The organism is Photobacterium sp. WH77, from assembly GCF_022014395.1.
Classification (GTDB): domain Bacteria; phylum Pseudomonadota; class Gammaproteobacteria; order Enterobacterales; family Vibrionaceae; genus Photobacterium; species Photobacterium arenosum.
This window is the reverse complement of record NZ_JAKLTE010000003.1, coordinates 164,124-190,990: the sequence shown is the minus strand read 5'-3', so window position 1 is coordinate 190,990 and position 26,867 is coordinate 164,124. Positions and strand designations below refer to the sequence as shown.

Below are 26,867 nucleotides of genomic sequence, written 5' to 3'. Positions count from 1 at the left end.
CATCCATTCACTCAATGATTGAGATCTGTATTTATCGCTTGACCTTGGAGGTAACTCCAAGGTTTATATTTATCCAGAAGCTTACTTTGACTGAATAAGGAATAACAGTATGTGTCATCAATGCCATAATAAAAAACCGCACATCCATACCATCAAGCCTGCCAGTACCGGCAGCAGTGTATGTGTCGAACAGGGTGCAATGGCTGTCTCTGCTGCCGGTGGTGTGTCCGCTTCTGTGACGGCAGGTTGCTGTGAAGGATCGTGCGACTCAGGAGGCAGTGAAGAGAGCGACCCCGCCAGGCGGCGAGTTTTATTGTCAACACAGCCCCATGGCGATAAGGCTGCTGCCCTGTCCGGTATCCGGCAAATTACCCCCCATAAGACGCCGTCAGGCTCCGCTGCTACTCATTCCTATGAATCGGATAATCCAAACAGCTTTCATCAGGCATCGCCGGCAAAGGGTGCAGCCCCTCAGCAAAGTACTGAACCAACTGCCGTTGCGCGTTTTAGCTGGCAAGTGCAGGGCATGGATTGTCCGAGCTGTGCTGCAAAGCTGGAAAAAGCTATTCTGGCTATCGACGGTGTCGAGCAGGCATCGGTGATCTTTTCCACAGAGAAGTTGGTGGTCGCCGGAACGTCATCGCGCATGATGTCTGAGGTGGAGGCCACCGCCAAAGCAACGGGCTTCCCATTGCGTCGGCCGCAGCAGAGTAAAGATGTCCCTGCTCCGGGGTTCATGCAGACTTATGGCATGCTCGCGCTGACAGCCGCCCTGGTTTTAGTGTCTTATTTAATATCCACTCAGTCTGACACGTTGGGGTTGATTGCTTTTTCAGCCACCACGCTGGTGGGCTTGACCCCGATTATTGGTAAAGCCATCAAACTGGCTAAAAACGGTTCGCCGTTTTCAATTGAAACCCTGATGAGTGTGGCTGCTGTTGGCGCGCTCTATCTGGGCGAAACGGCTGAAGCGGCGATGGTGTTATTGCTGTTTCTCATTGGTGAACAACTGGAAGGCTATGCGTCTGCCCGTGCCCGCAGCGGGGTAAAAGCCCTTATGGCGTTGGTGCCGGAGACAGCGATGCGTGTCGACACCAACGGCCAGGTACGCGAAGTGGCCGCCGATCAGCTCCGTCCCGGCGATGTTATTGAAGTGGCACCGGGTGCCCGGCTGCCCGCTGATGCCATATTGCTTGATAAGGCAGCCAGCTTTGATGAAAGTGCCTTAACCGGTGAATCAGTGCCTGTAGAGCGCTTTGCGGGAGAGCGAATTCTTGCCGGCTCACTGTCGGCCGATCATCTGGTGCGGGTCAAAGTCGAGTCTGAACAGGGTGAAAATGCCATCGACCGTATACTGCACCTGATTGAAAACGCAGAAGCCAGTAAAGCACCGATAGAACGTTTTATTGATCGTTTCAGCCGCTGGTACACCCCTGCGATGATTGCTCTGGCGACGCTGATTGTGTTGGTTCCGACTGTGTTGTTTGGCCTGTCCTGGGATGAATGGCTGTATAAAGGACTGACATTACTGCTGATTGCCTGCCCATGTGCTCTGGTGATCTCAACCCCGGCGGCTATTACCTCGGGACTGGCGGCAGCGGCACGTCGCGGAGCCCTGATTAAAGGCGGTGCGGCACTGGAGCAATTGGGCCAGACGCAGGTGGTCGCGTTCGATAAGACAGGCACCTTAACCCAGGGTAAACCGCGGGTAACGGATGTGCTCGTCTGGCAAGGCGATGAAACAAAGCTGCTTAGCGAAGCCGCCGCAATAGAAACCGGATCGCTGCATCCGCTGGCGCAGGCTGTGATCGAAAAAGCCCGCCAGCAGGGTTTGGCGGTGCCGCATGCTGAAAACCGCAAAGCGCTGCCTGGCCGCGGGATACAGGGTGTGGTTGCTGGTACTGTCATCCACCTTCTCGCCACAGATCGTCTTGATGATCCCGGCCGGATAACCCAATCCCAGCAGGCTGACATCGACAACCTGAGCGATGAAGGCAAAACCCTGGTAGTGGTGCTACGCGATAACGTGCCGGTCGGACTGATCGCCTGGCGGGATAATCTGCGTGAGGATGCCCTGGTGGCGGTCGACAGGCTCAAAACGTTAGGCATTCGCAGTGTGATGTTAACCGGTGATAACTTGCGGGCTGCCAAGGCAATCGCTTCTGAGGTCGGTGTCGATTTTCGGGCCAGCCTGTTGCCCGAAGATAAAGTCACTGAAGTCGCTCAGTGGAGCCGTGACTATAAAGTGGCTATGGTGGGCGACGGCATTAATGATGCGCCGGCGATGAAAATGGCCAGTGTCGGTATCGCAATGGGAAGCGGCACGGACGTGGCACTGGAAACCGCCGATGCGGCACTGACCCATAACCGTCTTAACGAATTACCGGACATGATTGCTTTATCGCGAATGACGCTGGCCAATATCCGTCAGAACATCAGTCTGGCCCTGGGCCTCAAGTTGATCTTCCTGTTCACCACTTTGCTGGGCTGGACAGGGCTTTGGGTTGCCGTACTGGCAGACAGCGGTGCCACAGCGCTGGTGACTGTGAATGCGCTGAGATTGCTGCGGTTTAAGCCAGGTAAGTAATGTGATGCTGGTTCAGCGCTCAGGCTGAGCTACAATCAGAAGGCTTGAGCACTGGCTCGAGCCTTTTCTTTATGCAGAGCCTTAATAAGGCAACATATAACATTGATTGCTCAAGCTAAAACCAAAACGGATGCCTTCTGTCTGGTGAAAGTGCATGGCTTCAGGAAAAGAAACCAGATTGCATAATAGTGTGACATATGATCTGTTTTGGTGAATCTGTTGCATTTACATGTGCCTTTAATGTGATGTTAATCACCAATATGGTGGCAGTGATGAGCTATGGTTAGCGGGTATTCGAGAGTTCAAGTTGTTGAATAAGATCCCATAATAGGCCGCCACAAAGCAGGCCACACAATGAAGGATAGAATTATGTCTGAGACCGCGGTATTCCATCTGGGTGTTACTAAAGCTGATCTTCAGGGCGCTGAAATTGCTATTATTCCCGGTGACCCGGCACGCGTTGAAAAAATTGCCAACCTGATGGATGAGCCTGAGTTTTTGAACAGTGCCCGTGAGTACACGCTGTATCGTGCAAAGCTGGATGGTAAATCCGTTGTAGTATGTTCGACCGGTATCGGCGGCCCATCCACCTCAATTGCTGTTGAAGAGCTGGCTCAACTGGGTGTACGTACTTTCCTGCGTGTTGGTACGACAGGTGCAATTCAGCCGCATATCAACGTGGGTGACATGATAGTGACCACTGGCTCTGTGCGCCTGGACGGTGCCAGCCTGCACTTTGCGCCAATGGAATTCCCGGCAGTGGCTGATTTCGACGTGGCGACTGCGATGAAAGAAGCGTGCGATGCGGAAGACACAGGAGTGCACACAGGTGTGACGGCTTCCAGTGATACTTTCTATCCGGGACAGGAGCGCTACGACACGTTCTCTGGCCGCGTTGTCCGTCGTTTCCAGGGTTCGATGAAAGAATGGCAGGACATGGGTGTGCTGAATTTTGAAATGGAATCGGCCACCTTACTGACCATGTGTGCAAGCTCGGGTCTGCGTGCCGGCTGTGTGGCGGGTGTGATTATCAACCGTACTCAAAAAGAGACGCCTGATCACACGACGCTGAAAGAAACAGAAGCACGTGCTATCCGTGTTGTTGTTGACGCAGCTCGTCGTATGCTGAACAAGTAATCAGTTACCGGACATAAAAAAACCGATGCCAGATGCATCGGTTTTTTTTCGCCGCACCAAAGTGGTCACAGCAGTCGGTTGGCCTGGCCGCCGGCAGCTTTGAACCAGGTATGCAGGTGTTGCTCCAGCTCACCCAGCTGTTCAGGGCCGATAATCGCCAGCCCTAAATCTTCAGCCCGTATCAGATCATGGTGACGAAGAGGGCGGAAACTCACCAGCATGGCACGTGCCTGCAGGCCACCTAACAAATCTCGCAGGGATTCCAGTTTGTACAGGGTATCGTCGCCATCATCCCGCATGCCTTTGGTTTTACACTCAATGATATGCAGCTTGTTATTAACGACAGTCGCCACATCAAGCTCATTGCGTACTTCCCGATCGCCAATCTGACGATACACCTGAACGCCCAGTGAATGATCCTGTATGGTAGGCAGCTTGCTTTGAATAGCTCTTACGGTACTGTGAACCAGGTTCTCCAGCCATTCACCGTTGGCAAAGCGTCGGGCTTCTTCGTGTTTGAACGTCAGAATGCCATTGTTATAGTGTGCCAGGCCAGTTTCCTGCAGATCGTTGATCAGCAGAGCCAGTTCTTTGTATCCCTGCTGTTTGTCACTCAACTCGACATCCAGTTTCTGTTCTTTGCGACACGTTGTCGCCAGATAATTCAGAGTGGCCAGCCCGGGGCCAAGTTCCAGCGCTGAGCTTGCCCAGCGTTGCCCCAGATCCCAGAGCTGCTGATTGAGGGCTTCCGGTACACTTGTTTCGGGCAACTCGGCACGCGCGCCGAAGATAGTCAGGTAATCGGTGAGCTGGATGCGGTCTTCAACCTGCTGTTGCTCCCGGCCGGCGGGATACAGCCAGCACATCTCATCACTGTAGGGCTCAATGACATAAATCGGCCATTGGTAGCTCCTGAACACCTCATAGGCAGACAGCAGGCGGTGGCGAAGGCCGCAACTGGCATTGAACCAAACTTCACTGTTTGACTCTTTCAAACGGGTTGCCAGTTCATTCAGTCGCTGGCGAAGGGTTGTAATATTGATGGAGTCGGGAATGGTGAAAAATTCAGTCTCAATATCGCGGGGTATCAGTATAGAACTCAGGCGGCCATAGGTTTCTTGCTGCGCTTCTGTACCGATAAAAATCATCTTTCCGGCTGGGACACCGTGGTCTAAAAGGGAAGTGATCAGCCTGACCGGGTCCTGATCGATAATGCCAACATGAGTAATCATAATTATCCTTTTGTACTTCGGCTGATACCGGCAAAGAACAGAAAGCCAGAAACGGCCGACACCAGAAAGTGAGTAAGTATTTATTTTATATGGGTGCATGGAAAACTTATTTCAAGCACTTAAAGAAAGTATCGGATATCTCCGCCGTTTTTGTTGGGGGATTGTCAATTTGGTGCATTTTTTGTGTGAGGGGATGTTGCGGTATAAAGGCATTGCATTTGTCTCTAAGACTGTGACAATACAGCATTTATGCAGGCTGTGAACCTGAAGCCCTTCCCCGGGGACGTATTGAACTGAGGGCGCTATGACACCAAAACAGGCACAAAAACTGACTATTCTTGATATCGCTAAACTGGCCGGGGTGGGTAAATCAACCGTCTCCAGAGTGCTGACACACGATCCGCGAGTGAAACCGGCGACACGAGAAAAAGTGGAGCAGGTGATCCGGGAATCCGGCTATGTGCCGTCTAAGTCAGCCCAATCAATGCGTGGTGGTAACAGCAGGGTCATTGGTATTCTTGTTTCGCGGCTGGATTCGCCGTCAGAAAATAAAGCGGTGCGCGGTATTCTGGAAGTCATCTACGCGGCTGATTATGACGCCGTTATCATGGAAAGCCAGTTCTGTACCGATAAAACCCGCGAGCACATCGCGGTGCTGGAAAAGCGTAATGTCGACGGGGTCATCGTATTTGGTTTCTCCGGGTTTGATTGCGCTATTTTAGACAGCTTTACACAACGTGCCGTTGTGATTGCTGTTGATACCGATTCTGTCTCATCTGTCAGTTACGACAACAAGGGCATGATTTCCCTGGCGATGGCTCAGTTCACTGGCAAGGGCCTCAAACATATCAGCTATATGGGGGTTGATCCTGCCGACCGGACAACAGGGCAATTGCGTCTGGACGCTTATCTGGAAGCCTGTGCGCAACAGCACATTGAGCCTTGTTATCAAACCGGCGAGCTCAGTTATGACAGTGCTTACACATTAACAGACGCTGTGCTTTCCACGCAGACCCAGGCCATTGTCTGTGCCAGTGATACTCTGGCGATGGGGGTGGCAAAAAGACTGCAGGAGTTAAACCGGACCGACGTTCTGGTGTCTGGTGTCGGGGCGACAGATTTGCTGCAGTTTATGTTTCCCAACACCTTCAGTGTCGATCCCGGATATTTTGACGCGGGTCAGCGCGCCGCCGATCTGCTGTTACAGCACCTTCGCCAGAGTGCGGATGTCACCCATCTGGTGCAGCGTTCCTGTCTGCCATTCTGATTGTGTGCCTGAGCGTTCAGGCACATACTCCTCCGTTTACCGTCTATTCTGAATAAAATGACACGCTTCGTGAGCTGAAACACAAAATGGGAACATTCCCATTTGCAATGTTTTCTATCGGGTTCATCATTGGGGTTGTTGGTTGGGAACATTCCCAAAAATGTAAAAACAATAACAATACCCTGTGTACCTTACGACTTAGACGGATATTGGCATGAGTAAAATAGATAAGCAGCAGATAGAGCAGCTGGTCGCCAGAATAGGCGGCGAGGCAAACATCGTCAGTGTCAGCCACTGCCTGACCCGGTTGCGTTTTGTATTGAAAGACCCGAAAGCGGCGAGTGTGCCTGATCTGGAAGCCATTGCTATGGTGAAAGGTTGTTTTACTAACGCCGGGCAATTTCAGGTGGTGATTGGCACCGAAGTTGACCAGGTGTATAAGCAGCTCAATGCAATGTTAGGTGACAAAGCGGTCAGTAAAGATGAGGCAAAAGTCGCCGCCCGGCAGAATATGAGCTTGCTTGAGCGCGGTATCTCTCACCTGGCCGAAATCTTTGTTCCCCTGTTACCTGCCATTATCACCGGCGGTCTGATCCTCGGTTTCAGAAATGTCATCGGCGATATTGCGATGTTTGATGGCCAAACTCTCACCCAGATCAGCCCGTTCTGGGCGCAGGTGCATGCCTTTTTATGGCTGATTGGTGAAGCAATTTTCTTCTTCCTGCCTGTAGGTGTGTGCTGGTCAACCGTGAAAAAACTGGGCGGCACACCTATTTTGGGCATAGTACTGGGGATAACCCTGGTCTCACCACAATTGATGAATGCTTATCTGATCGGTAAGCAAGTGCCGGAAGTGTGGGATTTCGGCTGGTTTGTGATTGAGAAAGTGGGCTATCAGGCTCAGGTGATCCCCGCCATGCTGGCCGGTATTGCGTTAGCCTTTATTGAAACCAATCTCAGACGCATTATCCCGGATTATTTGTACCTGGTTATCGTTCCTTTCATTTCGCTGGTAACGGCGGTTGTCCTGGCTCATGCCCTGATAGGTCCGTTCGGACGTATGCTGGGCGATGGTGTGGCGTATGTCGCGAAAGCGGCCATGACAGGGGATTTTGCGATTCTCGGGGCCGTGTTATTTGGCTTCCTATACGCCCCGCTGGTAATTACCGGTATTCACCACACTACCAACGCCGTGGATTTGCAGCTGATGCAGGACATGGGCGGAACGCCTATCTGGCCTTTGATTGCGCTGTCTAATATTGCTCAGGCATCTGCCGTGGTCGGCATTATCATCATCAGCAAGAAAGAAAATGAGCGTGAGATTTCCGTACCCGCCGCGATTTCAGCTTACCTGGGGGTGACAGAGCCGGCCATGTACGGGATTAACCTCAAATATAAATTCCCTATGCTGAGTGCCATGACAGGTTCAGCACTGGCTGCAGCAATTTGCGGTGCCGCCGGTGTGATGGCCAACGGCATTGGGGTCGGTGGTTTGCCGGGTATTCTGTCTATTCAGCCCCAGTACTGGCTGATCTATCTGCTGGCGATGCTGGTGGCAATTGTGGTGCCGCTGGTGCTGACCATTGTGATGTACAAGCGTGCCGCTGCGAAAGGCAAGCTCGATCAGCAACCACAAGCCGCGTAACGGCAATCACTTTCAACGGCAGTGTTCCGGCTGCCGTTTTTTCTGTACAGGTTAAGCAACATGACGAAGATAGCTCAGCCCTGGTGGCGAACAGCGACGGTTTATCAAATTTACCCCAAGAGCTTTGCCGACAGCGGCAACAAAGGCACGGGCGATATTAAAGGCATTACGCAACGTCTGGATTACCTTCAGACGCTGGGAGTGGATGCAATCTGGCTGACCCCTGTCTACGCCTCGCCCATGATTGATAATGGTTACGATATTTCCGACTACTACAGTATCAATCCGGATTTCGGCACCATGGAAGATTTCGACCGTCTGCTGGATGCCGCCCGCCAGCGGGGAATCCGCATCATTATGGACATAGTGGTGAACCATACCTCGACTGAGCATATCTGGTTTCAGCAGGCACTGGCGGATAAGCACAGCCCGTATCGTGATTACTATATCTGGCACGATGCCGTGGATGGCGGCGAACCGAATAACTGGCAGTCAAAATTTGGCGGCAATGCCTGGCAGTGGCACGAACCGACACAGCAGTATTACCTGCACCTGTTTGCCAAAGAGCAGGCCGACCTGAACTGGGAAAACCCGCAAGTGCGTGAGGAAGTGAAACAGGTTATCCGTTTCTGGGCCGGGAAAGGGGTGGACGGTTTCCGTCTGGATGTCATCAATCTGATTTCCAAACAGCAGGACTTCCCGAACGACGACTCAGGCGACGGCCGGCGTTTTTATACCGACGGGCCGAAAGTGCACCAATACCTTCAGGAGATCAGTGCGGATGTGTTTCAGCAGTATGGTTCGGTCACTGTGGGGGAAATGTCCTCGACCACACTGGAACATTGCCAACAGTATTCAGCCAAGGACGGCAAAGAGCTGTCGATGGTGTTTAACTTTCATCACCTGAAAGTCGACTATCCGAATGGCGAAAAATGGAAACTGGCGCCGATGGATTTTCTGGCACTGAAACAGCTGTTCAGCCACTGGCAGCAGGGTTTGCATGACAAAGGCTGGGGCGCCTTGTTCTGGTGTAACCATGATCAGCCAAGGGTGGTGAGCCGGTTCGGCGATGATGGTGTATACCGTGAACTGTCAGCCAAAATGCTCGCCACGTCACTGCATATGATGCAGGGCACCCCTTATGTGTATCAGGGCGAGGAGCTGGGTATGACCAATCCCGGGTTCTCGGATATCGCTCAGTATCGTGATGTGGAAAGCATCAATATGTACCGGATTCTGACTCAGGAGCAGGGGATCAGCGAGCGGGATGCGCTGGCGATTCTGGCCGAGCGCTCGCGGGACAATTCCCGCACCCCGATGCAGTGGGACAGCCATCCTCATGCCGGTTTTACCCAAGGGCCCCCCTGGATTGACGTTGCTGCGAACTTCCCGGCTATCAATGCGGAGCAGGCGGTAGCCGATCCGGATTCCGTGTTCCACTATTACCGGCAGCTGATTGCATTGCGTAAGAAAATCGCTGTGATAGCAGACGGCGATTACACGGATTTATTACCGGACGATCAGGCTCTGCATGTGTATCGCAGGCAGTGCGATGGTCAGGTACTGATCTGCCTGAATAACTACAGTGCAGACAGAGTAGCGTTTGATTTGAGCTGTTTGTCTGATCTGCCTGTCAGCCGGGGGGAAACCTTGCTGGCGAACTATAACGATGAGCAAGCCGGTGAGATCAGCCTGACCGGAAGGCTGCGGCCTTTTGAAAGCCGGATCTGGTTATTTACCTGAATCCGCAGTCACCATAAAGGAATGGCCTCACTGGGAACAGGAGGCCATTTTTCATTGTATTGCTAAACCAGCGCCTCTGGCGGTGGTGCTTGTTACATCTGCGGCAACTGAGAAAGCAGCAGCCAGATGGCCAGTACGATGAAGATGCAACCCATGAACTTATTCTGGTTAGCCCGGAAGGCCGGGTTATTCAGTAATGGCCGTCCAAGGGTGCCCGCCAGCACGACCAGCAGCAGATTAAACGTCAGCCCCATAATGTTCAGCAGTAAACCCAGCGCCAGCATCTGCTCACCTGAGCTGGCTTCAATCTGGCCGGAGACAAACTGAGGCAGAAACAGCACAAAGAAAATCAAGGCCTTCGGGTTAAGCAGATTGCTGACGACAGCGCGGCGATACAGCGCCCGGGCCAGTCCATTTTGCCTGCCAACGGTGGGGGAGTCAGCCGGTGTGCTGCGCAGACAGTCCCAGCCCATCTTTAACAGGTACGCACCGCCCAGAAAACGCAGTGCCTCCAGTGCCAGGGGATTCATGGCGATGAGCGCAGAGACCCCCATCGCAGCCAGTACGGTCAGTACCAGTCCGGACGTGGCATTGCCCAGGCTGGCAAACAGGCCGACGCGTTTGCCATAACTCAGGCTGGAGCTGGCGATAAGCAGCATATCCGGACCGGGTACCAGCAACAGGGCAACCACCGCGGTGAGGTATAAGGGCAGTGTAGTGAAATCAATCATTGTCTGTGAATGTGAATCAGGAAAGTAAGAAGGACGGGATTCTATACCATCTCAGACGTAAATGAAGAAAATATACGCCTGAGATGGTGTGATTGACTGATTTTTTATCAGTGAAAAGGGCTGATTATCTGGTTTTCTGTGCTACCGCAATGTCGCTGGCCTGCTGCGTTCTGGCGGCCAGTTTATTGGCCAGTGAATACAGCTCCGGCATCATGCGCTGAATAAGAAACAACTGCTGCAGGATCAGGCGTACTGACTGATCATCCCCTTCCCGCCAGGTTGTCAGTGCTTGCTCTAGGCTGCTGTCTGATTCCGGCGGCGGCGCACATTGTTTGTCGGCCAGTTGCTGGGCCAGCGTATCGAGCTGAATATGGATCTGACTGTGAGCCTGCGCAATTAACTTGTGCGTTTTGTGCTCATCGATCTGCGTGCGGTGGGCACCTAAGGTCGAGATGTAGTTCAGCATCGCATGATTTAAGGTAAGAAAACGAAAGCACTCTTCAATAGCCAGCCGGTAACGGCCCGGCTCTGCCAGCATATTGCTGATGGCGGTACTGAGCTGAGCGTCGGTATTGTGGGCTTCGCGGCGGGCAACACGGTAGCTCAGGCTGTCCTTTTTGCCGATCCGGTATTGCCCGATGATCTGTGCCAGATAATCGCGGTTGGTGGTGACCGCGGCCGCCATGATTTTATGTAAACGGCGCGACTGCCAGTCCGGCAGAATAAAGACCACAGCCAGTACGGCCAGCAGACAGCCCAGTAAGGTATCACCCAAACGGGGCAGCACCACTGCAAAACCGGCCCCTAGCTGATTAAAACAAAACAGCACCAGCAGCGTGATAAACCCTGTCGCCAGGGTGTATTTGTGGTTACGGAGCACGAAAAAGGCCACCCCCGCCAGTACCATCAAGACCAGTTGGCCTTCCTGACCGGGAAACAGGTACAGCAGCGGCAGACCGACGAGCAGGCCACCAAGCGTGCCGATGATCCTCTGCGTCAGTTTCTGGCGTGTGGCGCTGAAATTAGGCTGACAGACAAACAGTGTGGTGAGCAGAATCCAGTATCCGTGCTGTAAGTCCAGCACATGAATCACGCCGTAGCCTATCGTCAAAGCCGTGGCGATACGTACCGCATGGCGAAACAGCTGGCTGTCGGTATGCAGCTGGCTTTTCACCCGTAGCCATAAACCGGAGACAGTATGGGCTTCTGAATCGGCCAGTTCAGTATCTTCCTGCGCTTCAGCCACGTCAGGATTATTCAGGTTGGCGAGCTGACGTTCAATAGTCGCAAGGTTGTTGAACAGATAGTCCAGTTGTGTCAGGAAGGCGCGCCATTCGGGATTATTCTGTGATTTAAGAAAGCTGAGGGACTCTTTCAGCTCGTCCAGCGCCAGACTGTTATTCAGGCTGTGCCGGTAGTAATTGCCCATTGCCAGGCTGCTGCTGATATTACGGCATGCCGTTGCCTGCTGCTGCATCAGATCCTGAAAACGAAACAATATGTCACTGCGGCGAAATGTCGCTGCCAGATCCTGATAGCGCTGGTGAGAGGAGCTGATACGTTCGTGAATATCCTGCGCATGGAAATACAGGCTGAGAAAGCGATGGCCTCGCTGGTTGTGTTGTACCCGTTTAACCCGGTTCAGCAGCGTCTGTTTGGCCTGATTGAGTGCCGACACCACTCTGGCATTGCTGGCTGCAGCCTGAATACGCAGTTGCTGCGGATCAAGGCTGTCGACCGGGCGGAACCAGCGGCTTTTATCATCCAGATAATCGGCCAGGGCAGTAAAGACACTGGCCAGGCTGTGTTGTACTGCCTGATTCGGCCAAAGCATCTGCCACAATAGCGATAGCAAGCCATAGCCAATGGCACCGCTCAGCAACAAGGCGGGCTGAAACCATAAATTCTGGCTGCTCTCGGCACCCAGCATGGTGTAGATAGCCAGCAGCAGAGAAGCAAAGGCGATGCTGGCATACCGGGTGCCCATTGCGCCCAGCATTATGAAGCCAAAGCTGGATGAGAACAGCCCGATGGCAAAAAGCGCCGGGTAATCGAACAGTAGCTCAACCGATAGCGAGGCTATCAGGAAACACAGCAAGGTCATTGTCAGGGCTTTCAGCCTGCCTGTCAGGTTGTCATCGGTTTCCGCCAGTGCGGCTGCGATGATCCCCAGCACCAGTGGTGTGACAGCCGTGGTTGCATTCAGATACCAGCAGGGTACGACAGCGCCTATCAAAGCTAATGCGACGCGGGCACTGAGGTGAAGGCGGTCTTTTGCCCAGTAACGTCGGAAAGTGGTCTGCAGAGAAAATTTTGTCATCGGGTATCCGGTCGGAGCTGATCATAAACAGGGTTGTTCATTGAAGCAGCGGGCATTTTTGTCTCAAATTTTACGTAAATAAAGCGCTTACCGCTATGGTCTGTGCGCAGTTCTTGATAATCTTCTCGCTGAGTGAATCAAGGTGTCAGGTAACACAATGCGATTAACGGCCAATTGGCTCGCACAATGGTTAGTGCAGGGCGATTATTGCAGTATTGAGCTGGATGAAGAACAGGTTGTTCTGGAAAGCCTGCAAAACAGTGAAGTCCTGTCATTTGATGACTGGGACGGTTCAGTGACGCTACACCGCGGGGTGTTGTGGGGCGCGATGGAACTGACCTCGGCAGATCAGACGGCAAGCTGGACTGTGCATGGCTTGCCCTGGGCGGAGTGTAAAGCTTTCGCCAGCCATCTGGTGGACACTTACCGCCAATGGGCGAAAGGGCGGGTGGAAAAGCTCGATGCCCATCTGCCGCAGATGCTGTCACGCATCGACGCCTTTATTACCCAGCCTGGCTATAAACGCCGCTCGGCTCACCTGAATCTGCAATCTTCCCTGCATAACGCGCTGTCAGAGGCCGGTTTGACGGATGAGCTGGCCGCTTCTTTTCGTCCCATGGCTTTTGAGCAGATATCCCCCTGGCTCGACGATAATGCGCAATGGGTGACAGACACCAATGCCGCCTGGATGCAGGAAGAAACCGAGAAGTGGTCGTCTTGGTTCGACCGGATTGAATCGTCACCGCTTAATGACTCTCAGCGGCAGGCCGTACTGCTGAATCAGGACCATAACCTGATACTGGCCGGGGCCGGATCAGGCAAAACCAGTGTGCTGGTGGCCCGGGCCGGTTATCTGCTGGCGAGCCAGCAAGCCCAGCCGGACGATATTCTGATGTTAGCCTTTGGCCGCAAAGCGGCGGATGAAATGAGCGAGCGCCTGAAAGACAAAGTCGGCAGGGAGATCCGGGTTGCGACTTTCCACAGCCTGGGCTGCCAGATTATTCAGGCAGTTGAAGGTGAATTACCGGGTGTGTCGCCGTTAGTGCAGGATGAGCATGCCCGCAATGAGTGGCTGTCTGCCCTGCTTAAAGATCAGTGGCAAAACGACACGGCGGCCAAGCGCTGGCAGAAACACCTGACCCAGTGGCGTATACCGGGTTTTCGTGGCGACAATTCCATTGAAGAGCAGGCACGCAGTGAACCTTTGCTGAACTGGGTGTGGCGTCATATTGAACTGATGGGCCAGCAGGGCGGTAACAAAGCCGTATTGTCAGCCTTGGTCGACAGTGCCATGGGCACGGGTGATAAAGCTCAGATGAAAAGCGAGCTGGCCTTGCTGTGGCCGTGTTACAAAGTGTATAGCCAGTACCTGAAAGCCAATCGCCAGATTGATTTTAACACCATGATTCAGACGGCCACTGAGTATGTCAGACAAGGCAAATTCATTCCGCAGTGGCGTTTTGTCATGGTGGATGAGTATCAGGATATTTCGCCTCACCGGCTGGCACTGATCGATGCCATCTGCCAGACACCGGTGACAGATAACTTAGCGCCAAGTTTGTATGCCGTTGGGGATGACTGGCAGGCGATATACCGCTTTGCCGGTGCCGATGTCAATCTGACCACTGGGTTTGAGCAGCGTTTTGGCGCCAGTCATGTCATGGAACTCGACACCACCTATCGTTTCAACAACATGATTGGTGAAGTGGCTAATATGTTTATTCAGCAAAATCCGCAGCAACTGAAAAAGTCGCTGACCAGTGTGAAAAAGCAGAAGCGAAAAGCGGTGACATTACTGGCGCAGGATCTGCTGGAACAGGAGCTGGTACAGCTGGCTTCTAAAGTGAAAAAAGAAGCCAGCGTGTTACTGCTGGGACGCAATCATGATCAGCGACCTGAAAAGCTGGCCGACTGGCAGAGCCGGTGGCCTCAGCTTAACCTGCAGTTCATGACCTGCCATGCCAGTAAAGGACGCGAAGCTGATTTCGTGTTTGTGCTCAATGTGAACCGCGGTGTGTTTCCGGCTCAGGATCGGGACAGGGGGCTGCTGGCTTGTCTGCAGTCAGGCGGTAATGAAGGCATTGCCGATGCAGAAGAACGCCGTTTGTTTTATGTTGCGATGACAAGGGCGAAAGAGCATGTCTGGATCTGCGCCAACCCGGAAACCCTCTCACCATTTGTGAATGAACTGATTGAAGACAGGTATCAGGTCAATAATAAGATTAAAAAAATGAAAAGCTGATACGGCTCTTCACTCATATTTTAATCCAGTACCACCACCAGTTTACCGCTGTGCTGCTGCCTGTGCAGCAGCACCAGCCCTTCCTTCAATTGCTCAAAAGAGAACAGCTTATCTATCATGGGATCCAGTTTTCCTTCGGCAATCAGGTTGCTCATACTGTTCCCCATATCAGACAGATGGTGGATATCCTCGGGTGCACCGTGAGCATAGGTGCCATGCAGCGCCACTTCATGCATGCTGAGTGCTTTTGTCGTCGCCAGTAAGGGGACCTGATTGAATTGATCAGCCACCATCACTATCTGGCCGTTGAAGCGGATCAGCGCACTCATGATGCTGCCTGAACGGGCAGAAACGCAGTCAATGACAGCATGCAGCAGCTTATCTTCGGTGAATTCAATGATTTTCATGGCGACATTGTCATTATCCGAATCAATGACGGCATCGACGCCATAGCTGAGTAATCTGGCGTGATGCCTTTCAGCAGCAATGGCATACACAGTGGCCCCGGCCAGTTTGGCTAACTGGGCTGCAAAACCGCCTACACCCCCGCCAGCGCCTGTAATCGCAACTCGCTGCCCCGGCTTGAGCCTGAGTTTATCGTACACAGCCAGCCAGGCACTGTAACCGGCAGAAGGTAAAGCCGCCGCCTGTTCAACACTGACTCTTTCAGGCAGCCGGCTGACGGCGCCCGTTTTGCAGCAGACATACTCAGCAAAGCCTCCGCAATGACGCGGGTCGAGAAAGGTAAACACTCTGTCCCCCGGCTTAAACTGCCGCACTTTCCCCCCGACAGATTCAACGGTGCCTGCTATGTCCATACCTACAATTTGCGGGTAATGCCAGGTGGCGTATCCCCAGTCGGCCAGCTTGTAATCAATCGGGTTAAGGCCCATCGCGGCCACTTTGATACAGATTTCTTCCGCTCCGGGTTTGGGGCGGGTGGTACGTGTCAGCTGCAGGCTGTCCAGTCCGTTGGGTTCAGTCAGAGTCCATGCTTTCATAAGCCACCATGAGGGTAACAGATTGTTTTTGGTATTGATTTAAAGCATATACCTAAACGCATGGCTTTGCTGGCGGGAAAAGCGGGAAAGAATGTGGAAATCTGAGTCGCAGTCTGGCAGGAGGTCCCCGTCTGTGCGGGGACGATAGGTTGAAGCGGGGTGTGAGCTGCCTGAGTGTTGTTTTTACGACAGTTCGAGAGCTGATACAGGGCTTCTTAAGACAGGCGCTCGGCCAGGTAAGCTTCATAGTCCGGAATTTCTATCGACACCGCTTCTTCCATCATAGTGGACGCTATCATGAAATTGGCACTGGCACGGTTGGTGGCAACCGGGATATTCCAGACCGCGGCTATCCGGAGCAGGGCTTTTACGTCCGGGTCATGGGGCACGGCATTCAGCGGATCCCAGAAGAAAATCATCATGTCGATTTTGCCTTCGCAAATCAACGCACCCAACTGCTGATCGCCCCCCATAGGGCCGCTCAGTAAACAATTGATCGGCAGGCCGGTTTGTTTGGAAAGCAGATGCCCGGTAGTGCCTGTGGCATACAGGGTATGATTTTCCAGTTTACTTTTATGCTCATTGACCCAGCGCTGTAAGTGGCTTTTACAGTTATCGTGAGCCACCAGGGCAATGTGTTTTTGGGCTTGCATCTGTCGGGTAGTGGCGTGCATGTGTTACTCCGTTAAGTCGGCATAATCTCCGTATAACCAGATACTAAGCTTGCTGTTATTCGCTTGTCCAGTGAATATCCCATGTAAGAATAATACGCAGAGAAAGTTACTCGTTATGGTGAGTGATCAGTTGTTCAAATCGCTCGTGACCGTGCAGTGTTTCAAAATCATTCTCTTCTTTCGCCAGTTCACGTAAGAAAGCACTGCCCTGAATGGCCCGTTCAAGATCAGACACGGCCTGATCTTCTGCCCCCAGGCAAGCGTACGCACAGGCTCGCTGGTATAGAGCATTGGCATTGGTATTATCCACTTCCAGCACCCGGTTACAGATACTCAGTGCCCAGTGGAACTCACGGATTTCCATCGCCGCATCCGCTTTGTGAGTCAGCGCTTCCAGATCGCCCGGTCGCAGTTTGAGGATCTCATCGTACACTTCCATTTGCTGCTCGGCGGTTTGCGAGCTTTGTGCTCTGAGCCAGAGATTATGCACTTCATTGATAATCTCAATCTCTTTGTTGTTCTGCGCGATGATCCGGGTTTTACGTTTTAAATCCCGCTCCAGCATCTGGAATTTCTTCTCGTACTGATCCGTGATTTCTTTTAACTGCTGTTCGGCCATTTTCTTGGTATTGACCTTGATTTCTTTCAGCGATTGCCAGCCCACCAGCGCGATGAGCGAGGCAGCACCGGCGATCAGATAGAAAAAATAGGTGACTGTCACATTGGCATAATTGAGCGACTTGTCGGCCACGGCCAGTTCGCGATCGGTAAAAGAGAGGGTTAAGCGACGTTCCAGATCTTGCTGATCCTGACGAAGCGATTTCATTTCATCAAGAATATACCTTTCCATTAGAGGCTTATCTAACACTGGCTGCTCCGAGTAGGGGGGCGCTTCTTCTGTGCCCTGCGCCACGGCGGGTATGGCGAAGAGCAGGCAGAAGACAGCGGCATACAGCAGTTTCAGCATAATGTTTTCCTTGTTAATGGGAATGTACGTGAAAGTTGTAACAAGCATAACCGATTGAGTTCACTATCTCTATGTAACGGGCCAAAACCTTGTGGTCGGTACACTTGCAGGTGTCTTCAGAGAGCTGGCTCAATTGAAAGCAGGAATGATGCGCAGAGAGGGAAGGCAAAGTGGTATACTCACAGCATTCTCAGTAATAACAGGTCGAGCACCGTGAGTCAGGATCAGGAAATAGAAGTTGAAGCACTTGGGATAGAAGTTTCTGTTCAACCCATCGAGTTATATAAAGTGCTGAAAATTGCCAATGCCGTCGGAGGTGGTGGCGAGGCCAAAATGGCGATCTCTGAAGGCTATGTCGCCGTGAATGGTGAAATTGAACTGCGTAAACGCTGTAAGATTTATGACGGCGACGTCATAGAGTTTAACAGTGAGTTTTATGTTGTGCTCTGTGATCAGCCAGTGACAGAAGCGGTCAGTGAGCCTGTTGCCAAACCTACAGTCGCGAAACCGAAAAAAGAACAGCAGGCGAGCCATAGCCCGGCTAAGTCGGGTAAAAAGCCGTCAGCTAAAAATCAGTCGGCGAGCAAAGCCGCTAAGAAGAAGGCCAATGCAGGTAAGTCTGCAACGATTGGCAAAGATGCCGATCAACAGACCGGCCGCAAACGCCTGATGTTCTGAATAATGCCGACTGCAGTGACTGTTATCTCTTTGTGGTCAAAACCGATAGTTGCTGTCAGTTCCGCGCCGGTTCGGCGTTTTCAAGCCACGTCAAAATAAACGCCGCCACACTGGCAGGCTGGTTTAAATCCAGCACAGGAATCGGGTGAGTGTCGCCCGGTTCGCTGGTGGCTATCGCCACTATGCTGGTATCTTTGCGATACAGCAAAGGTTTGCCGTAATCCGGCCTGTGAATCTCAATTTTGGTGATTGGCTGGTCGCGAAACCCTTCTACCAGCACTATGTCCAGACGGCTGTGATCCAACTGCTTCAGGCAATCTTCCAGCGCCGGTTCACGATCTTCATCGTCCGGGTATTCAAAAAACAGAATGTGCCGATGCGGCGTTGCCAGCAAGAGCTGATCGCTGCCGGCATGGCGCAGACGATAGCTGTCTTTTCCCGGTGTATCCGGCTCAACATCATGATGACTGTGTTTCAGCAGGCCAACACGTAACCCGTGTTGCTTTAAATACGGGATAACCTGCTCAATTAATGTGGTTTTTCCTGAGCCGCTGAAACCAGCGAAACCGATAACGGGTGCCATAGTCAGTCTTTGGTCTGTTAATGGAAGATTGGCACTAAAATAACATGATAGTCAGTGCCGACACAGTACCTTGGCCGGGACCCTGGCGTTTTGCTGTGTCAGATCAAACCGGAGAGCGAGATGGCAGATTTATTAGTATGGCAGGGCGACATAACAACCTTGAATGTGGATGCGATAGTCAACGCCGCGAACAACAGCTTATTGGGCGGCGGCGGTGTGGATGGTGCCATTCACAAAGCGGCGGGCCCGCAGTTGCTGGAAGAGTGCCGGCGCTTGCAGGGCTGCCCGACAGGGGAAGCAAAAATCACTCCCGGATACCGACTGCCGGCCCGCTGGGTGATTCACACTGTGGGGCCGGTGTGGCAGGACGGTGCGCGTAATGAGGCCGAATTGCTCGCGGGTTGTTACCGGCACTGTCTGGCGCTGGCGGATGAAGTAGGCGCCAGAACGATTGCTTTCCCCTGCATCAGCACCGGGGTATTCGGTTTCCCGGCACAGCAGGCGGCCGGTATTGCCGTGCAGACAGTCCGCCAGTCTCTGGAAGGACAAAGCTCGCCAGACAAAGTGTACTTTGTCTGCTTCAGTCAGGAAGATGCCGACATTTATCACAGTTTGCTGCGGTCTGATTAAGTGTATCAATCCTGCGTCAAGCAGATGAAATAGGGGGTAAAGTATTATCCCGGGTCTACAGTTAATGAGAAGGTAGCCAGTGACACAGTGCAGATGTGTTCTCAGGGTATGAGAGTTGTCTGCAGCTATGCTGTGCGCACTGAGAGATGTCCGGCTCAGCTTACCGGCAGTCTGGATTTGCCGGTAAGGAAGGAACCAGAATGGCTGAGCCGTGGACGACATAAGCATCAGGGAGAGTGCAATGTGGGCAACATTAGATTTTGAAGCGTCAGGTTTATCGGATCAATCCTACCCCATAGAAGTGGGTTATGTACTTCCTGACGGCAGTGGGCAAAGTATCCTGATCAATCCGCTGACCGCCGGCGATGTCTGGCAGTTTTGGGACAGCTACGCCGAGCAACGTATTCACCGGATCCCCCGCTCTGAACTGGAACAGCATGGTATGCAGGTGCTGGAAGTCTGCCAGCATTTGAACAGCGTGCTGGGGCAGCTGGATTATGTGTTTTGTGACAGCCAGTGGGACTTGTTCTGGCTGGGGCGGCTTTATCATGCTGCCCATATGCGGCCATCCTTTACACTGACAGAAATCGGCCATTGGCTGCAGCAGGAGAACGGCATAGAAAGAGCCCGGTTTCAGCGTGCGCTGGAAGAGCTCGGCCCGGCAAGGCACAGAGCCATGCATGACGCCAGGCAGATTTATCAGGCTATCAGCAGTCTGGTGAATATTCCTGGCTGACGACAGGCGCTGGAGCAACTGAACAACACAGCGTACAATCAATACAGGCTATTGAATTTCAGTCTGTTGGGAGTGCGTTGTGCCAACACCTACCTTAAGAGTTGCGGTATTTAATATCGCCTTGTCCGATCCTGTTCCCGGCCGGATACGGCAGAAGCTGTCGGAGCCGGGCCACGCCAGAATTGCCCGGCTGGCAGCCATGATTCAGCATGTGCAGCCTGATGTCCTGTTACTGTGCGAGTTTGATCACCCCGGCGAGGGAGGCGATGACGGCGGCCTGACTGACTTTTGCCGCTATTATCTGGCCGAGCCGCAACATGGCCAGGTCGCGATTGATTACCCTTACCGTTATTGTCCCCCTACGAATACCGGCTTGCTGTGCGAGGCAGATCTGGACGGGGACGGCGAACGAACCCTGCCGCAGGATGGCCAGGGCTATGGGTTTCATCATGGTCATTTCAGCTTCGTGGTGCTGTCGCGTTATCCGCTGATTGAAGAGGATATCCGCAGCTGGCAGACCCTGTTGTGGCAGCAGATGCCGGATAACCATATGCCTGAAGGCTATTACAGCCCGGAAGCGATGGCACAGCTCAGGGTCTCTTCGAAAAATCATCTTTTACTGCCGGTACAGGTCGGTCATCAGCGATTTCAGCTGCTTTGCGCCCACCCGACGCCGCCTGTGTTTGACGGACCTGAACGGCGTAATGCCCGCCGTAACCATGATGAGTTGCGCCTTTTGACGGATATCATCAATGACGAAGCGTATCTGATGGATGATCAGGGCAATTCGGGCGGTCTGGCTAAAAACGCGCCTTTTGTGTTGCTGGGGGATCTCAATGCCGATTTGCATGACGGCGAAGGCATGGTACTGGCACTGCGGCACCTGCTGTATCACCCTCGTGTTCACCGGGCTGTCAGTGAAGGCAAACTGACCCCGAAAAGCCTTGGCGGGCGTTTTTTCCGGCCCTGGAAATTGCGCCGGGGCAGAAGTTCGGAATGGACACACCTGAGCGGACTGCGACTGGATTACGTGCTGCCCTCTGCTGATTTTGATGTCCTCAACAGCGGCGTGTTCTGGCCGGATAAAAAAGATCCACTGCGCAGACTGGTTACTGGCGAAGACGGCAAAGAGCGGGCCGATATCAGCTCTGATCACCGGCTGGTATGGGTCGATATACGTTTGCCAGCGGTGAAGGACTAGTCAAAGTTATGCACAATTTCGACTTATTCGGTGAAGCGAGCGGGCCGGGCGAGTGGCTCGCTATTGATGACGGTTTGCTGTTCTGGGCGCCGGCTTTCTTTACCGTTTCCGACTCAGACCGTTATTTCAGTGAGCTGCGTCAGTCGCTCGACTGGCAGCAGGAAGCCATCACACTGTATGGCCGTCGGGTTATACAACCGCGTTTGCAGGCATGGTGCGGTGAGGCATCCTATACCTACTCAGGGCTGACCATGCAGCCGGACCCGTGGACGTCAGCCTTACAGCAGATCAAGTCCGCCTGCGAGCAAGTGGCTAATACGCGTTTTAATTCGGTGCTGGCCAACCTGTACCGTAACGGGCAGGACAGTATGGGCTGGCATCAGGATAACGAGCCCGAACTCGGCCCGGAGCCGGTGATTGCATCGGTGACATTGGGCGATCCCCGGCGTTTTTTGCTGAAACATCGCCACACCGGGCAGAAAATTGATTTTCAGCTCAGTCACGGCTCTCTGCTCATCATGGCAGGGCAGACCCAGTCGCACTGGGTGCACAGCGTGCCAAAAACATCTCAGCCTCTTAATGAACGTATTAATCTGACTTATCGGTGGATTAATACGTAACTGCTTAGCACCGCAGAATTAAAAATGCTGATATTCCACTGGCTTAAATGACAACAGGCTGACGTGTACAGCGACGCCTTTGCTATGATTGTGTTGTTAAATGGTTGCGGGGTTGCTATGAACATTCGTCGTTTTGTTGTTTATCTTCTGATTACTCTTCTTTCACTGCCTGGCTGGGCGGCGATGCAAATTTCGCCCAGACCTGCGGAACCGACTGTACAGCAACAGGTATTGCCATCCTATGCGGATGATGCCGCGTTGATTCGGCAAACCTTTGAAACCCAGCTGTTTACATTACCGGCATTTAAAATGGGCCATTATGGCCTGAGGATGTATCGCCAGACGATGGATCCCAAATACCGGGCGGCCGTGTGGTCAGATTTGGCACGTGTGGCCAGCCGGCTCAATGCCGTGACGACAGAGATTTACACACCGGCACAGATAAAAGCCTATTCGGCCGCCCGTGAAGCCAGATATCAGCGCAAAGATGATGCCCGCAGCGATTTACGTTATCTGGCCACCCGTGATTACCCTGAGTATTACTTTTTGGGCGTCGATTTGCTTGGCTCTATGGCGCGCGCCAATGAGTACGGACTTAAACACAGGGAAGATCACAAATTGCGCGACATCATCCGCCGCTATGACTTTGCCCGTTATGCCACTGACCCTGAAATGATTCGCGCCTGGGCAGCACAGCTTGCCAATCAGGTTTACTGGTTGCGTCAGCTCGGCGAGCAGGATGTGGTTGAGCCTTTTATTGCCGCTTTCCGGGCAACTTATCCTGACAGCCAGGATAAGCAGCTCAGCGAGCAGCAGTACATGAATAAGATATACGGCATGACCCATATTATCTTTGCGGCATCCTCGTATTATCAGTATCAGCTCAAGGAAAGCGATTTTCAGTGGATTTATGATCACTTTCGCCGCCATATCGACGACATTCTGCTGCATACCAAGGAAGATGTGGTGGCCGAAGTCGGTATCAGCTTCCTGCTGGCCGGCTTATCGGATGACCCTGTGGTAGAAAAAACGCGCCAGTTCATCCAGACATCGATCGACCGGCAAGCGGGTATGGTGCCGTCGGTAAAAGGTGAAAGCGAGCTGTATGACGGTGAGCATCGCAACACGCTGGCTATCATGTTACTGGACTGGCGTGGCGTACATGCCGCCCCGACAGTCATCAACCAACCGGCCATGTTTGAGAGCTTGCCTTATGGTTTGGTGCCACGGCATTAGGCCAATGAAACCTGATTGATTATGTGTATTGGTTTATATAGGGTGAGTGAATATGATTCCCTGAATGAGAACTGCACTACGATGAAAGACGGATTAACATGGGCCAGGCAACTTCAGGCTATTGCACAAGCCGGTAAAGCTTATAGTCACGATCCATACGATCTTGAACGTTTTGATCAGATTACCGACATTTCGTATCAAATGTTTGCGCAGCTCAGTGGTCAGCCACTCAGTAAAGTGCAGCATCTGTTTATACCCGAAGAGGGTTATCCCACACCGAAAGTTGATCTGCGAGCCGGAGTGATTCGCGATAATAAAATTCTGCTGGTCAAAGAACGTGAGGATGGCGGCTGGACATTGCCCGGAGGGTGGGCCGATGTCTGTGAAACCCCTTCTGAGGGTATTGTCCGCGAAGTGTTGGAAGAGTCCGGTTTGGTCGTCAGTCAGCCCAAACTGATTGCGATAAAAGACCGAGCGGTTCACCCCTACCAGCCCGACTATCCCTACCACATTTATAAACTCTTCTTTCTCTGCCACTTTGTGTCCGGCGAGCCAAAAGAGAATATCGAAATTTCAGCGATTGATTTTTTTGCTCGAGACACTATTCCGCCTTTGTCACAAAGCCGGGTACTTACCGAAGATATCGTCATGATGTTCGAGCATTTTGAAAACCCGAACTTGCCCGTACAAGTTGATTAATGAGCTCGGGCGGGAAAGGCAACGTAACGAATAAGATGTATAAAAGGACAAGCATTTGAAATATATCTGGCTATCTGTTTTTACGGCGGTTCTTCTCTGGTCTGGCATTGAGCCGAAAGATACTTTTACCTGGTTTCTTGAAGTGTTGCCTGCGCTGATTGGCCTTGTGCTGATTGCGCTTACTTACAATACCTTCAGGCTCACCCCGCTACTGTATGGACTGATTTTACTGCATTGTATTGTGTTAATGGTGGGTGGCCATTACACCTATGCAGAAGTCCCTTTATTCGACAATCTGTTCGGGGCGCAAAGAAATAACTACGATAAAGTCGGCCATTTTTTTCAGGGATTTGTTCCGGCTATTCTGGCTCGGGAAATTTTAATCCGGAAGCACATCGTCAATGGTCGTATTTGGGTTGGCGTGATCGCCGTATCGATTTGCCTGGCATTCAGCGCATTCTATGAATTGATTGAATGGTGGGTGGCGCTGGCGACAGGTGAAAACGCAGAGGCTTTTTTGGGTACACAGGGTTATGTCTGGGATACCCAGTCTGATATGGCATTCGCATTAGTCGGAGCGCTGTGCGCGACGCTCATGCTGTCTCGCTGGCATAACAGCCAGCTGGTTTCTCTGCATCAAACGATTGAACCACAACAAAGGAATGAATCATGGTGACTTGTTTTTTACGCTACATTATTGACCCTTATAAAGTCAGCGAATTTGAAGAATATGCCCGTAACAACGGCTATCCCTGTAAAGTGATCTAGCTGTCTCGGGCGTAGCTAAAAATACACTAATAACAAATATGTCATTATTGTTGTGTGTTTGTTTTGCCTTCGCAATGTCGTGAAAATAAATTTAAATTATTTTTATGATCAATCATCAAGTTTTCAGTCTGTTATTTGTTCGTGTCAGCCCAATGCTATAAACCTTACGAGTGGGAAATAGATGGATAAAGGGAATTACCCCTATTTAAGGAAGCAGGTATGGAGCAGTTTACATTTGAAAAGTTGGAAAAATTAGTTGGCGATAAAATGTCGATGACTCTTGATAAAGGGGCATCCTGCGAAGTGGAAATTACCGGGGTAAAACGAACTGGCACTCACAGTAACACATGGGAGTCTTTTGCATTGTACCTCGATTGCAGTGGTCTGAATGGCGCAGTTGAACAAGGCACTTATCTTTTCGGTCACGAAAGCTTAGGTGAAGCTCCTTTGTTTGTTTCGCCTAATTCTGAAAAAGAACTGGAAGTGATTTTTTCCCGCAAGGTTACTCACTCATAACCATCAGAGGTCAACATGGAACCTTATATCGGTAATATTCAAATGTTCGGTGCAAACTTTGCACCGAGAGGTTATGCCTTTTGTGACGGGCAGGTGCTGCCGGTCAGCCAGAACGGGGCTTTGTTTGCATTAGTTGGAAATCAGTTTGGCGGTAATGGTCAGACGGATTTCAAGTTGCCAGATTTTCGCGGCAGAATGCCGGTTCAGCCAGGTGTTGCTTTCCCTTCTCAACGGCCCATCACGCAGGCGAAAACGGGTGGCTTGGAGCAAGTCGCGTTGACGGAAGCCGAAATGCCAGCACACACCCATGGCATCGCAGTTTCATCCCAATCTGGCGATTCATTCCGTCCTTATTTGCTCAGGCAGCAAAAAGCGACAGTCCTTGCTGCCGCCGCCGGAGATACACCGGTTTACGCTGTGCCGCAGAATCTTGAAGCGATGAATCCTGAAGCGGTGGGCGCAGCAGGTCATGGGGCCGGGCATGAAAATATGCAGCCTTCAGCTGTTATCAATTTTTGTATAGCCCTGACCGGTATCTTCCCGGAAAGAGATTAGGAGATCAGGAATGTCTGAACGTTATTTATCTGAAATTACCCTTTTCGCAGGGAGTTATGCACCGCAACGTTGGGCTTACTGTGCGGGCTCTTTATTACCGGTTTCATCCAATGAAGCTTTGTATTCACTGCTTGGGACCCTGTATGGCGGTGACGGCAGAACAACATTTAGTTTACCGGATCTGAGAGGCCGTGTACCGGTGGGGCGAGGGGGCGGTAATGGACTGACACCCCGCAATCTCGGTCAAAGAATGGGGCAGGAATACGTTACCCTGACGCTGAATCAATTGCCTGAACACCGGCATTCACTGATGGCTGCCGATACCCCGGCGACGTCTTCTGAGCCTGCATCAAACCTGGTGGTGGGTAAGGCCAGTCAGTTCGTTGCTTCCCCTGTTGCAACTGATTGGGTTGCGTTACAGCAAGATGCAGTGAATACCACCGGAGGTGGAGAGCGTCATTTGAATGTCGCGCCTTCACTGGCATTGAACTTTATTATTTGCACCGCAGGTATTTACCCGCAAAGAAGCTGAGGAAAATCAGATGAGTGAAGCTTTTTACGGCGAAATTATGATGATGCCTTATACGTTTGCACCACGATTTTGGGCATTTTGTAACGGACAAACACTCAACATTCAGCAAAACCAAGTGCTGTTTGCTGTGATTGAATATAGCTTTGGTCGCTCCAGCCCGAGTACATTTCAATTACCTGACCTGCGTGCCCGCGCACCTATGGGGACGGGCAATGGGCCAGGACTGACGCCCAGAGTCCTGGCAGAAAGGTCTGGCGAAGATATGATTACACTGGACGTCACGGAAATTCCGTTACACAACCATGCGATGCAAGCGGTGAATAACAGTGCGGATGCTGAAAGTGGTCAGAACGCAGGGGTGGGGATTCTGAATGCAAGCGGTGTTGCCGAGGCTCGGTATTACACAGGCGAACCGGATAATCTGCTAAGTGCTCAGGCAATGGCAGTTTCTGGCGGATCGCAATCCCATGAGAATATGCAGCCTTATCTGGGCGTGAACTTTTGTATTTGTATGGACGGTATTTTTCCGTCAAGGTCGTAATGTATCAGGCACTGTTGGGTTGTCGG

25 protein-coding genes are annotated in these 26,867 nt (G+C 52.1%); 18 read left to right on the top strand and 7 right to left on the bottom strand.

The genetic code is table 11. The features are described from left to right. Positions 1-109: 109 nt before the first annotated feature. A complete protein-coding gene (locus L6J37_RS04675; RefSeq protein WP_237794327.1) occupies positions 110-2,587 on the top strand; it encodes a zinc/cadmium/mercury/lead-transporting ATPase in 2,478 nt (825 codons plus the stop codon). Between the two features lie 369 nt (positions 2,588-2,956). Next, entirely contained in the window at positions 2,957-3,724 is a 768-nt protein-coding gene (gene udp, locus L6J37_RS04670; protein ID WP_218384107.1) for a uridine phosphorylase, read from the top strand. Between the two features lie 65 nt (positions 3,725-3,789). On the opposite strand, the gene L6J37_RS04665 is transcribed toward udp, so the two are convergent. Next, complete coding sequence (locus tag L6J37_RS04665) at positions 3,790-4,956, bottom strand: Card1-like endonuclease domain-containing protein (RefSeq protein ID WP_237794325.1); 1,167 nt, start codon at positions 4,954-4,956, stop codon at positions 3,790-3,792. 304 nt (positions 4,957-5,260) lie between these two features. On the opposite strand from L6J37_RS04665, the gene treR reads away from it, so the two are divergent. From treR to treC, 3 genes are all read left to right on the top strand, one after another. After that, positions 5,261-6,223, top strand: coding sequence for a trehalose operon repressor TreR (gene treR / locus L6J37_RS04660; RefSeq protein WP_192014859.1), 963 nt, complete (start codon positions 5,261-5,263; stop codon positions 6,221-6,223). 214 nt (positions 6,224-6,437) lie between these two features. Next, the gene (gene treB / locus L6J37_RS04655) at positions 6,438-7,868 is read left to right on the top strand and encodes a PTS trehalose transporter subunit IIBC (RefSeq protein ID WP_237794323.1); all 1,431 of its coding nucleotides are present in this window, start codon (positions 6,438-6,440) and stop codon (positions 7,866-7,868) included. 60 nt (positions 7,869-7,928) lie between these two features. Beyond that, complete coding sequence (treC, locus tag L6J37_RS04650) at positions 7,929-9,611, top strand: alpha,alpha-phosphotrehalase (protein ID WP_237794320.1); 1,683 nt, start codon at positions 7,929-7,931, stop codon at positions 9,609-9,611. 92 nt (positions 9,612-9,703) lie between these two features. Here the strand turns inward: treC and L6J37_RS04645 are convergent, their stop codons facing one another. Beyond that, complete coding sequence (locus L6J37_RS04645) at positions 9,704-10,342, bottom strand: LysE family translocator (RefSeq protein WP_237794318.1); 639 nt, start codon at positions 10,340-10,342, stop codon at positions 9,704-9,706. A gap of 124 nt (positions 10,343-10,466) precedes the next feature. Then, positions 10,467-12,662 carry a YccS family putative transporter gene (gene yccS, locus L6J37_RS04640; protein WP_237794316.1) on the bottom strand — a complete coding sequence of 732 codons (2,196 nt, stop codon included), beginning with the start codon at positions 12,660-12,662 and terminating at the stop codon, positions 10,467-10,469. 157 nt (positions 12,663-12,819) lie between these two features. Between yccS and helD the strand changes: the two genes are divergently transcribed. Then, on the top strand, positions 12,820-14,904 hold the full coding sequence (helD, locus tag L6J37_RS04635; RefSeq protein WP_237794314.1) for a DNA helicase IV: 2,085 nt from the start codon (positions 12,820-12,822) through the stop codon (positions 14,902-14,904). Between the two features lie 20 nt (positions 14,905-14,924). Here helD and L6J37_RS04630 read toward each other — a convergent pair whose 3' ends face one another. From L6J37_RS04630 to L6J37_RS04620, 3 genes are all read right to left on the bottom strand, one after another. Next, positions 14,925-15,905, bottom strand: coding sequence for an alcohol dehydrogenase catalytic domain-containing protein (locus tag L6J37_RS04630; protein ID WP_192014865.1), 981 nt, complete (start codon positions 15,903-15,905; stop codon positions 14,925-14,927). Positions 15,906-16,120: 215 nt separating this feature from the next. Next, positions 16,121-16,579: a methylglyoxal synthase gene (locus L6J37_RS04625; protein ID WP_192014866.1), complete on the bottom strand. Its 459-nt coding sequence runs from the start codon at positions 16,577-16,579 to the stop codon at positions 16,121-16,123. A gap of 106 nt (positions 16,580-16,685) precedes the next feature. Continuing rightward, positions 16,686-17,546: a TPR end-of-group domain-containing protein gene (locus tag L6J37_RS04620; RefSeq protein WP_192014867.1), complete on the bottom strand. Its 861-nt coding sequence runs from the start codon at positions 17,544-17,546 to the stop codon at positions 16,686-16,688. Positions 17,547-17,759: 213 nt separating this feature from the next. On the opposite strand from L6J37_RS04620, the gene L6J37_RS04615 reads away from it, so the two are divergent. Continuing rightward, positions 17,760-18,224, top strand: a complete 465-nt coding sequence (locus tag L6J37_RS04615; protein WP_442957001.1) for an RNA-binding S4 domain-containing protein — start codon at positions 17,760-17,762, stop codon at positions 18,222-18,224. 55 nt (positions 18,225-18,279) lie between these two features. Here the strand turns inward: L6J37_RS04615 and mobB are convergent, their stop codons facing one another. Continuing rightward, the gene (gene mobB / locus L6J37_RS04610) at positions 18,280-18,807 is read right to left on the bottom strand and encodes a molybdopterin-guanine dinucleotide biosynthesis protein B (RefSeq protein WP_237794312.1); all 528 of its coding nucleotides are present in this window, start codon (positions 18,805-18,807) and stop codon (positions 18,280-18,282) included. A gap of 120 nt (positions 18,808-18,927) precedes the next feature. Here mobB and L6J37_RS04605 point away from each other — a divergent pair, with 120 nt between their 5' ends. The 11 genes from L6J37_RS04605 to L6J37_RS04555 all read left to right on the top strand — a co-directional run bounded on the left by L6J37_RS04605 (position 18,928) and on the right by L6J37_RS04555 (position 26,841). Then, a complete protein-coding gene (locus L6J37_RS04605; RefSeq protein WP_192014870.1) occupies positions 18,928-19,437 on the top strand; it encodes an O-acetyl-ADP-ribose deacetylase in 510 nt (169 codons plus the stop codon). A 241-nt stretch (positions 19,438-19,678) separates the two neighbouring features. Next, positions 19,679-20,173, top strand: a complete 495-nt coding sequence (locus tag L6J37_RS04600) for a hypothetical protein (RefSeq protein ID WP_192014871.1) — start codon at positions 19,679-19,681, stop codon at positions 20,171-20,173. Positions 20,174-20,252: 79 nt separating this feature from the next. Continuing rightward, on the top strand, positions 20,253-21,374 hold the full coding sequence (locus L6J37_RS04595; RefSeq protein WP_237794310.1) for an endonuclease/exonuclease/phosphatase family protein: 1,122 nt from the start codon (positions 20,253-20,255) through the stop codon (positions 21,372-21,374). An 8-nt stretch (positions 21,375-21,382) separates the two neighbouring features. After that, complete coding sequence (locus L6J37_RS04590) at positions 21,383-21,994, top strand: alpha-ketoglutarate-dependent dioxygenase AlkB family protein (protein WP_237794308.1); 612 nt, start codon at positions 21,383-21,385, stop codon at positions 21,992-21,994. A gap of 183 nt (positions 21,995-22,177) precedes the next feature. Then, positions 22,178-23,230: a DUF3541 domain-containing protein gene (locus L6J37_RS04585; RefSeq protein ID WP_225445082.1), complete on the top strand. Its 1,053-nt coding sequence runs from the start codon at positions 22,178-22,180 to the stop codon at positions 23,228-23,230. A gap of 81 nt (positions 23,231-23,311) precedes the next feature. Further along, positions 23,312-23,929 carry an NUDIX hydrolase gene (locus L6J37_RS04580; RefSeq protein WP_192014874.1) on the top strand — a complete coding sequence of 206 codons (618 nt, stop codon included), beginning with the start codon at positions 23,312-23,314 and terminating at the stop codon, positions 23,927-23,929. A gap of 55 nt (positions 23,930-23,984) precedes the next feature. After that, positions 23,985-24,605 carry a DUF2238 domain-containing protein gene (locus L6J37_RS04575; RefSeq protein WP_218384085.1) on the top strand — a complete coding sequence of 207 codons (621 nt, stop codon included), beginning with the start codon at positions 23,985-23,987 and terminating at the stop codon, positions 24,603-24,605. 311 nt (positions 24,606-24,916) lie between these two features. Continuing rightward, positions 24,917-25,213 carry a DUF6916 family protein gene (locus tag L6J37_RS04570; protein ID WP_237794306.1) on the top strand — a complete coding sequence of 99 codons (297 nt, stop codon included), beginning with the start codon at positions 24,917-24,919 and terminating at the stop codon, positions 25,211-25,213. A gap of 15 nt (positions 25,214-25,228) precedes the next feature. Beyond that, on the top strand, positions 25,229-25,768 hold the full coding sequence (locus L6J37_RS04565; RefSeq protein WP_192014877.1) for a phage tail protein: 540 nt from the start codon (positions 25,229-25,231) through the stop codon (positions 25,766-25,768). 10 nt (positions 25,769-25,778) lie between these two features. Beyond that, on the top strand, positions 25,779-26,300 hold the full coding sequence (locus L6J37_RS04560; RefSeq protein WP_192014878.1) for a phage tail protein: 522 nt from the start codon (positions 25,779-25,781) through the stop codon (positions 26,298-26,300). 10 nt (positions 26,301-26,310) lie between these two features. Further along, on the top strand, positions 26,311-26,841 hold the full coding sequence (locus L6J37_RS04555; protein WP_237794304.1) for a phage tail protein: 531 nt from the start codon (positions 26,311-26,313) through the stop codon (positions 26,839-26,841). The last annotated feature ends 26 nt before the right edge of the window (positions 26,842-26,867 follow it).

Bases quoted from the DNA above. Each gene is read 5' to 3' on its own strand.
- L6J37_RS04675 (WP_237794327.1), top strand. From the start codon at position 110: ATGTGTCATCAATGCCATAATAAAAAACCGCACATCCATACCATCAAG.
- udp (WP_218384107.1), top strand. From the start codon at position 2,957: ATGTCTGAGACCGCGGTATTCCATCTGGGTGTTACTAAAGCTGATCTT.
- L6J37_RS04665 (WP_237794325.1), bottom strand. From the start codon at position 4,956: ATGATTACTCATGTTGGCATTATCGATCAGGACCCGGTCAGGCTGATC.
- treR (WP_192014859.1), top strand. From the start codon at position 5,261: ATGACACCAAAACAGGCACAAAAACTGACTATTCTTGATATCGCTAAA.
- treB (WP_237794323.1), top strand. From the start codon at position 6,438: ATGAGTAAAATAGATAAGCAGCAGATAGAGCAGCTGGTCGCCAGAATA.
- treC (WP_237794320.1), top strand. From the start codon at position 7,929: ATGACGAAGATAGCTCAGCCCTGGTGGCGAACAGCGACGGTTTATCAA.
- L6J37_RS04645 (WP_237794318.1), bottom strand. From the start codon at position 10,342: ATGATTGATTTCACTACACTGCCCTTATACCTCACCGCGGTGGTTGCC.
- yccS (WP_237794316.1), bottom strand. From the start codon at position 12,662: ATGACAAAATTTTCTCTGCAGACCACTTTCCGACGTTACTGGGCAAAA.
- helD (WP_237794314.1), top strand. From the start codon at position 12,820: ATGCGATTAACGGCCAATTGGCTCGCACAATGGTTAGTGCAGGGCGAT.
- L6J37_RS04630 (WP_192014865.1), bottom strand. From the start codon at position 15,905: ATGAAAGCATGGACTCTGACTGAACCCAACGGACTGGACAGCCTGCAG.
- L6J37_RS04625 (WP_192014866.1), bottom strand. From the start codon at position 16,579: ATGCACGCCACTACCCGACAGATGCAAGCCCAAAAACACATTGCCCTG.
- L6J37_RS04620 (WP_192014867.1), bottom strand. From the start codon at position 17,546: ATGCTGAAACTGCTGTATGCCGCTGTCTTCTGCCTGCTCTTCGCCATA.
- mobB (WP_237794312.1), bottom strand. From the start codon at position 18,807: ATGGCACCCGTTATCGGTTTCGCTGGTTTCAGCGGCTCAGGAAAAACC.
- L6J37_RS04605 (WP_192014870.1), top strand. From the start codon at position 18,928: ATGGCAGATTTATTAGTATGGCAGGGCGACATAACAACCTTGAATGTG.
- L6J37_RS04600 (WP_192014871.1), top strand. From the start codon at position 19,679: ATGTGGGCAACATTAGATTTTGAAGCGTCAGGTTTATCGGATCAATCC.
- L6J37_RS04590 (WP_237794308.1), top strand. From the start codon at position 21,383: ATGCACAATTTCGACTTATTCGGTGAAGCGAGCGGGCCGGGCGAGTGG.
- L6J37_RS04585 (WP_225445082.1), top strand. From the start codon at position 22,178: ATGCAAATTTCGCCCAGACCTGCGGAACCGACTGTACAGCAACAGGTA.
- L6J37_RS04580 (WP_192014874.1), top strand. From the start codon at position 23,312: ATGAAAGACGGATTAACATGGGCCAGGCAACTTCAGGCTATTGCACAA.
- L6J37_RS04570 (WP_237794306.1), top strand. From the start codon at position 24,917: ATGGAGCAGTTTACATTTGAAAAGTTGGAAAAATTAGTTGGCGATAAA.
- L6J37_RS04565 (WP_192014877.1), top strand. From the start codon at position 25,229: ATGGAACCTTATATCGGTAATATTCAAATGTTCGGTGCAAACTTTGCA.
- L6J37_RS04560 (WP_192014878.1), top strand. From the start codon at position 25,779: ATGTCTGAACGTTATTTATCTGAAATTACCCTTTTCGCAGGGAGTTAT.
- L6J37_RS04555 (WP_237794304.1), top strand. From the start codon at position 26,311: ATGAGTGAAGCTTTTTACGGCGAAATTATGATGATGCCTTATACGTTT.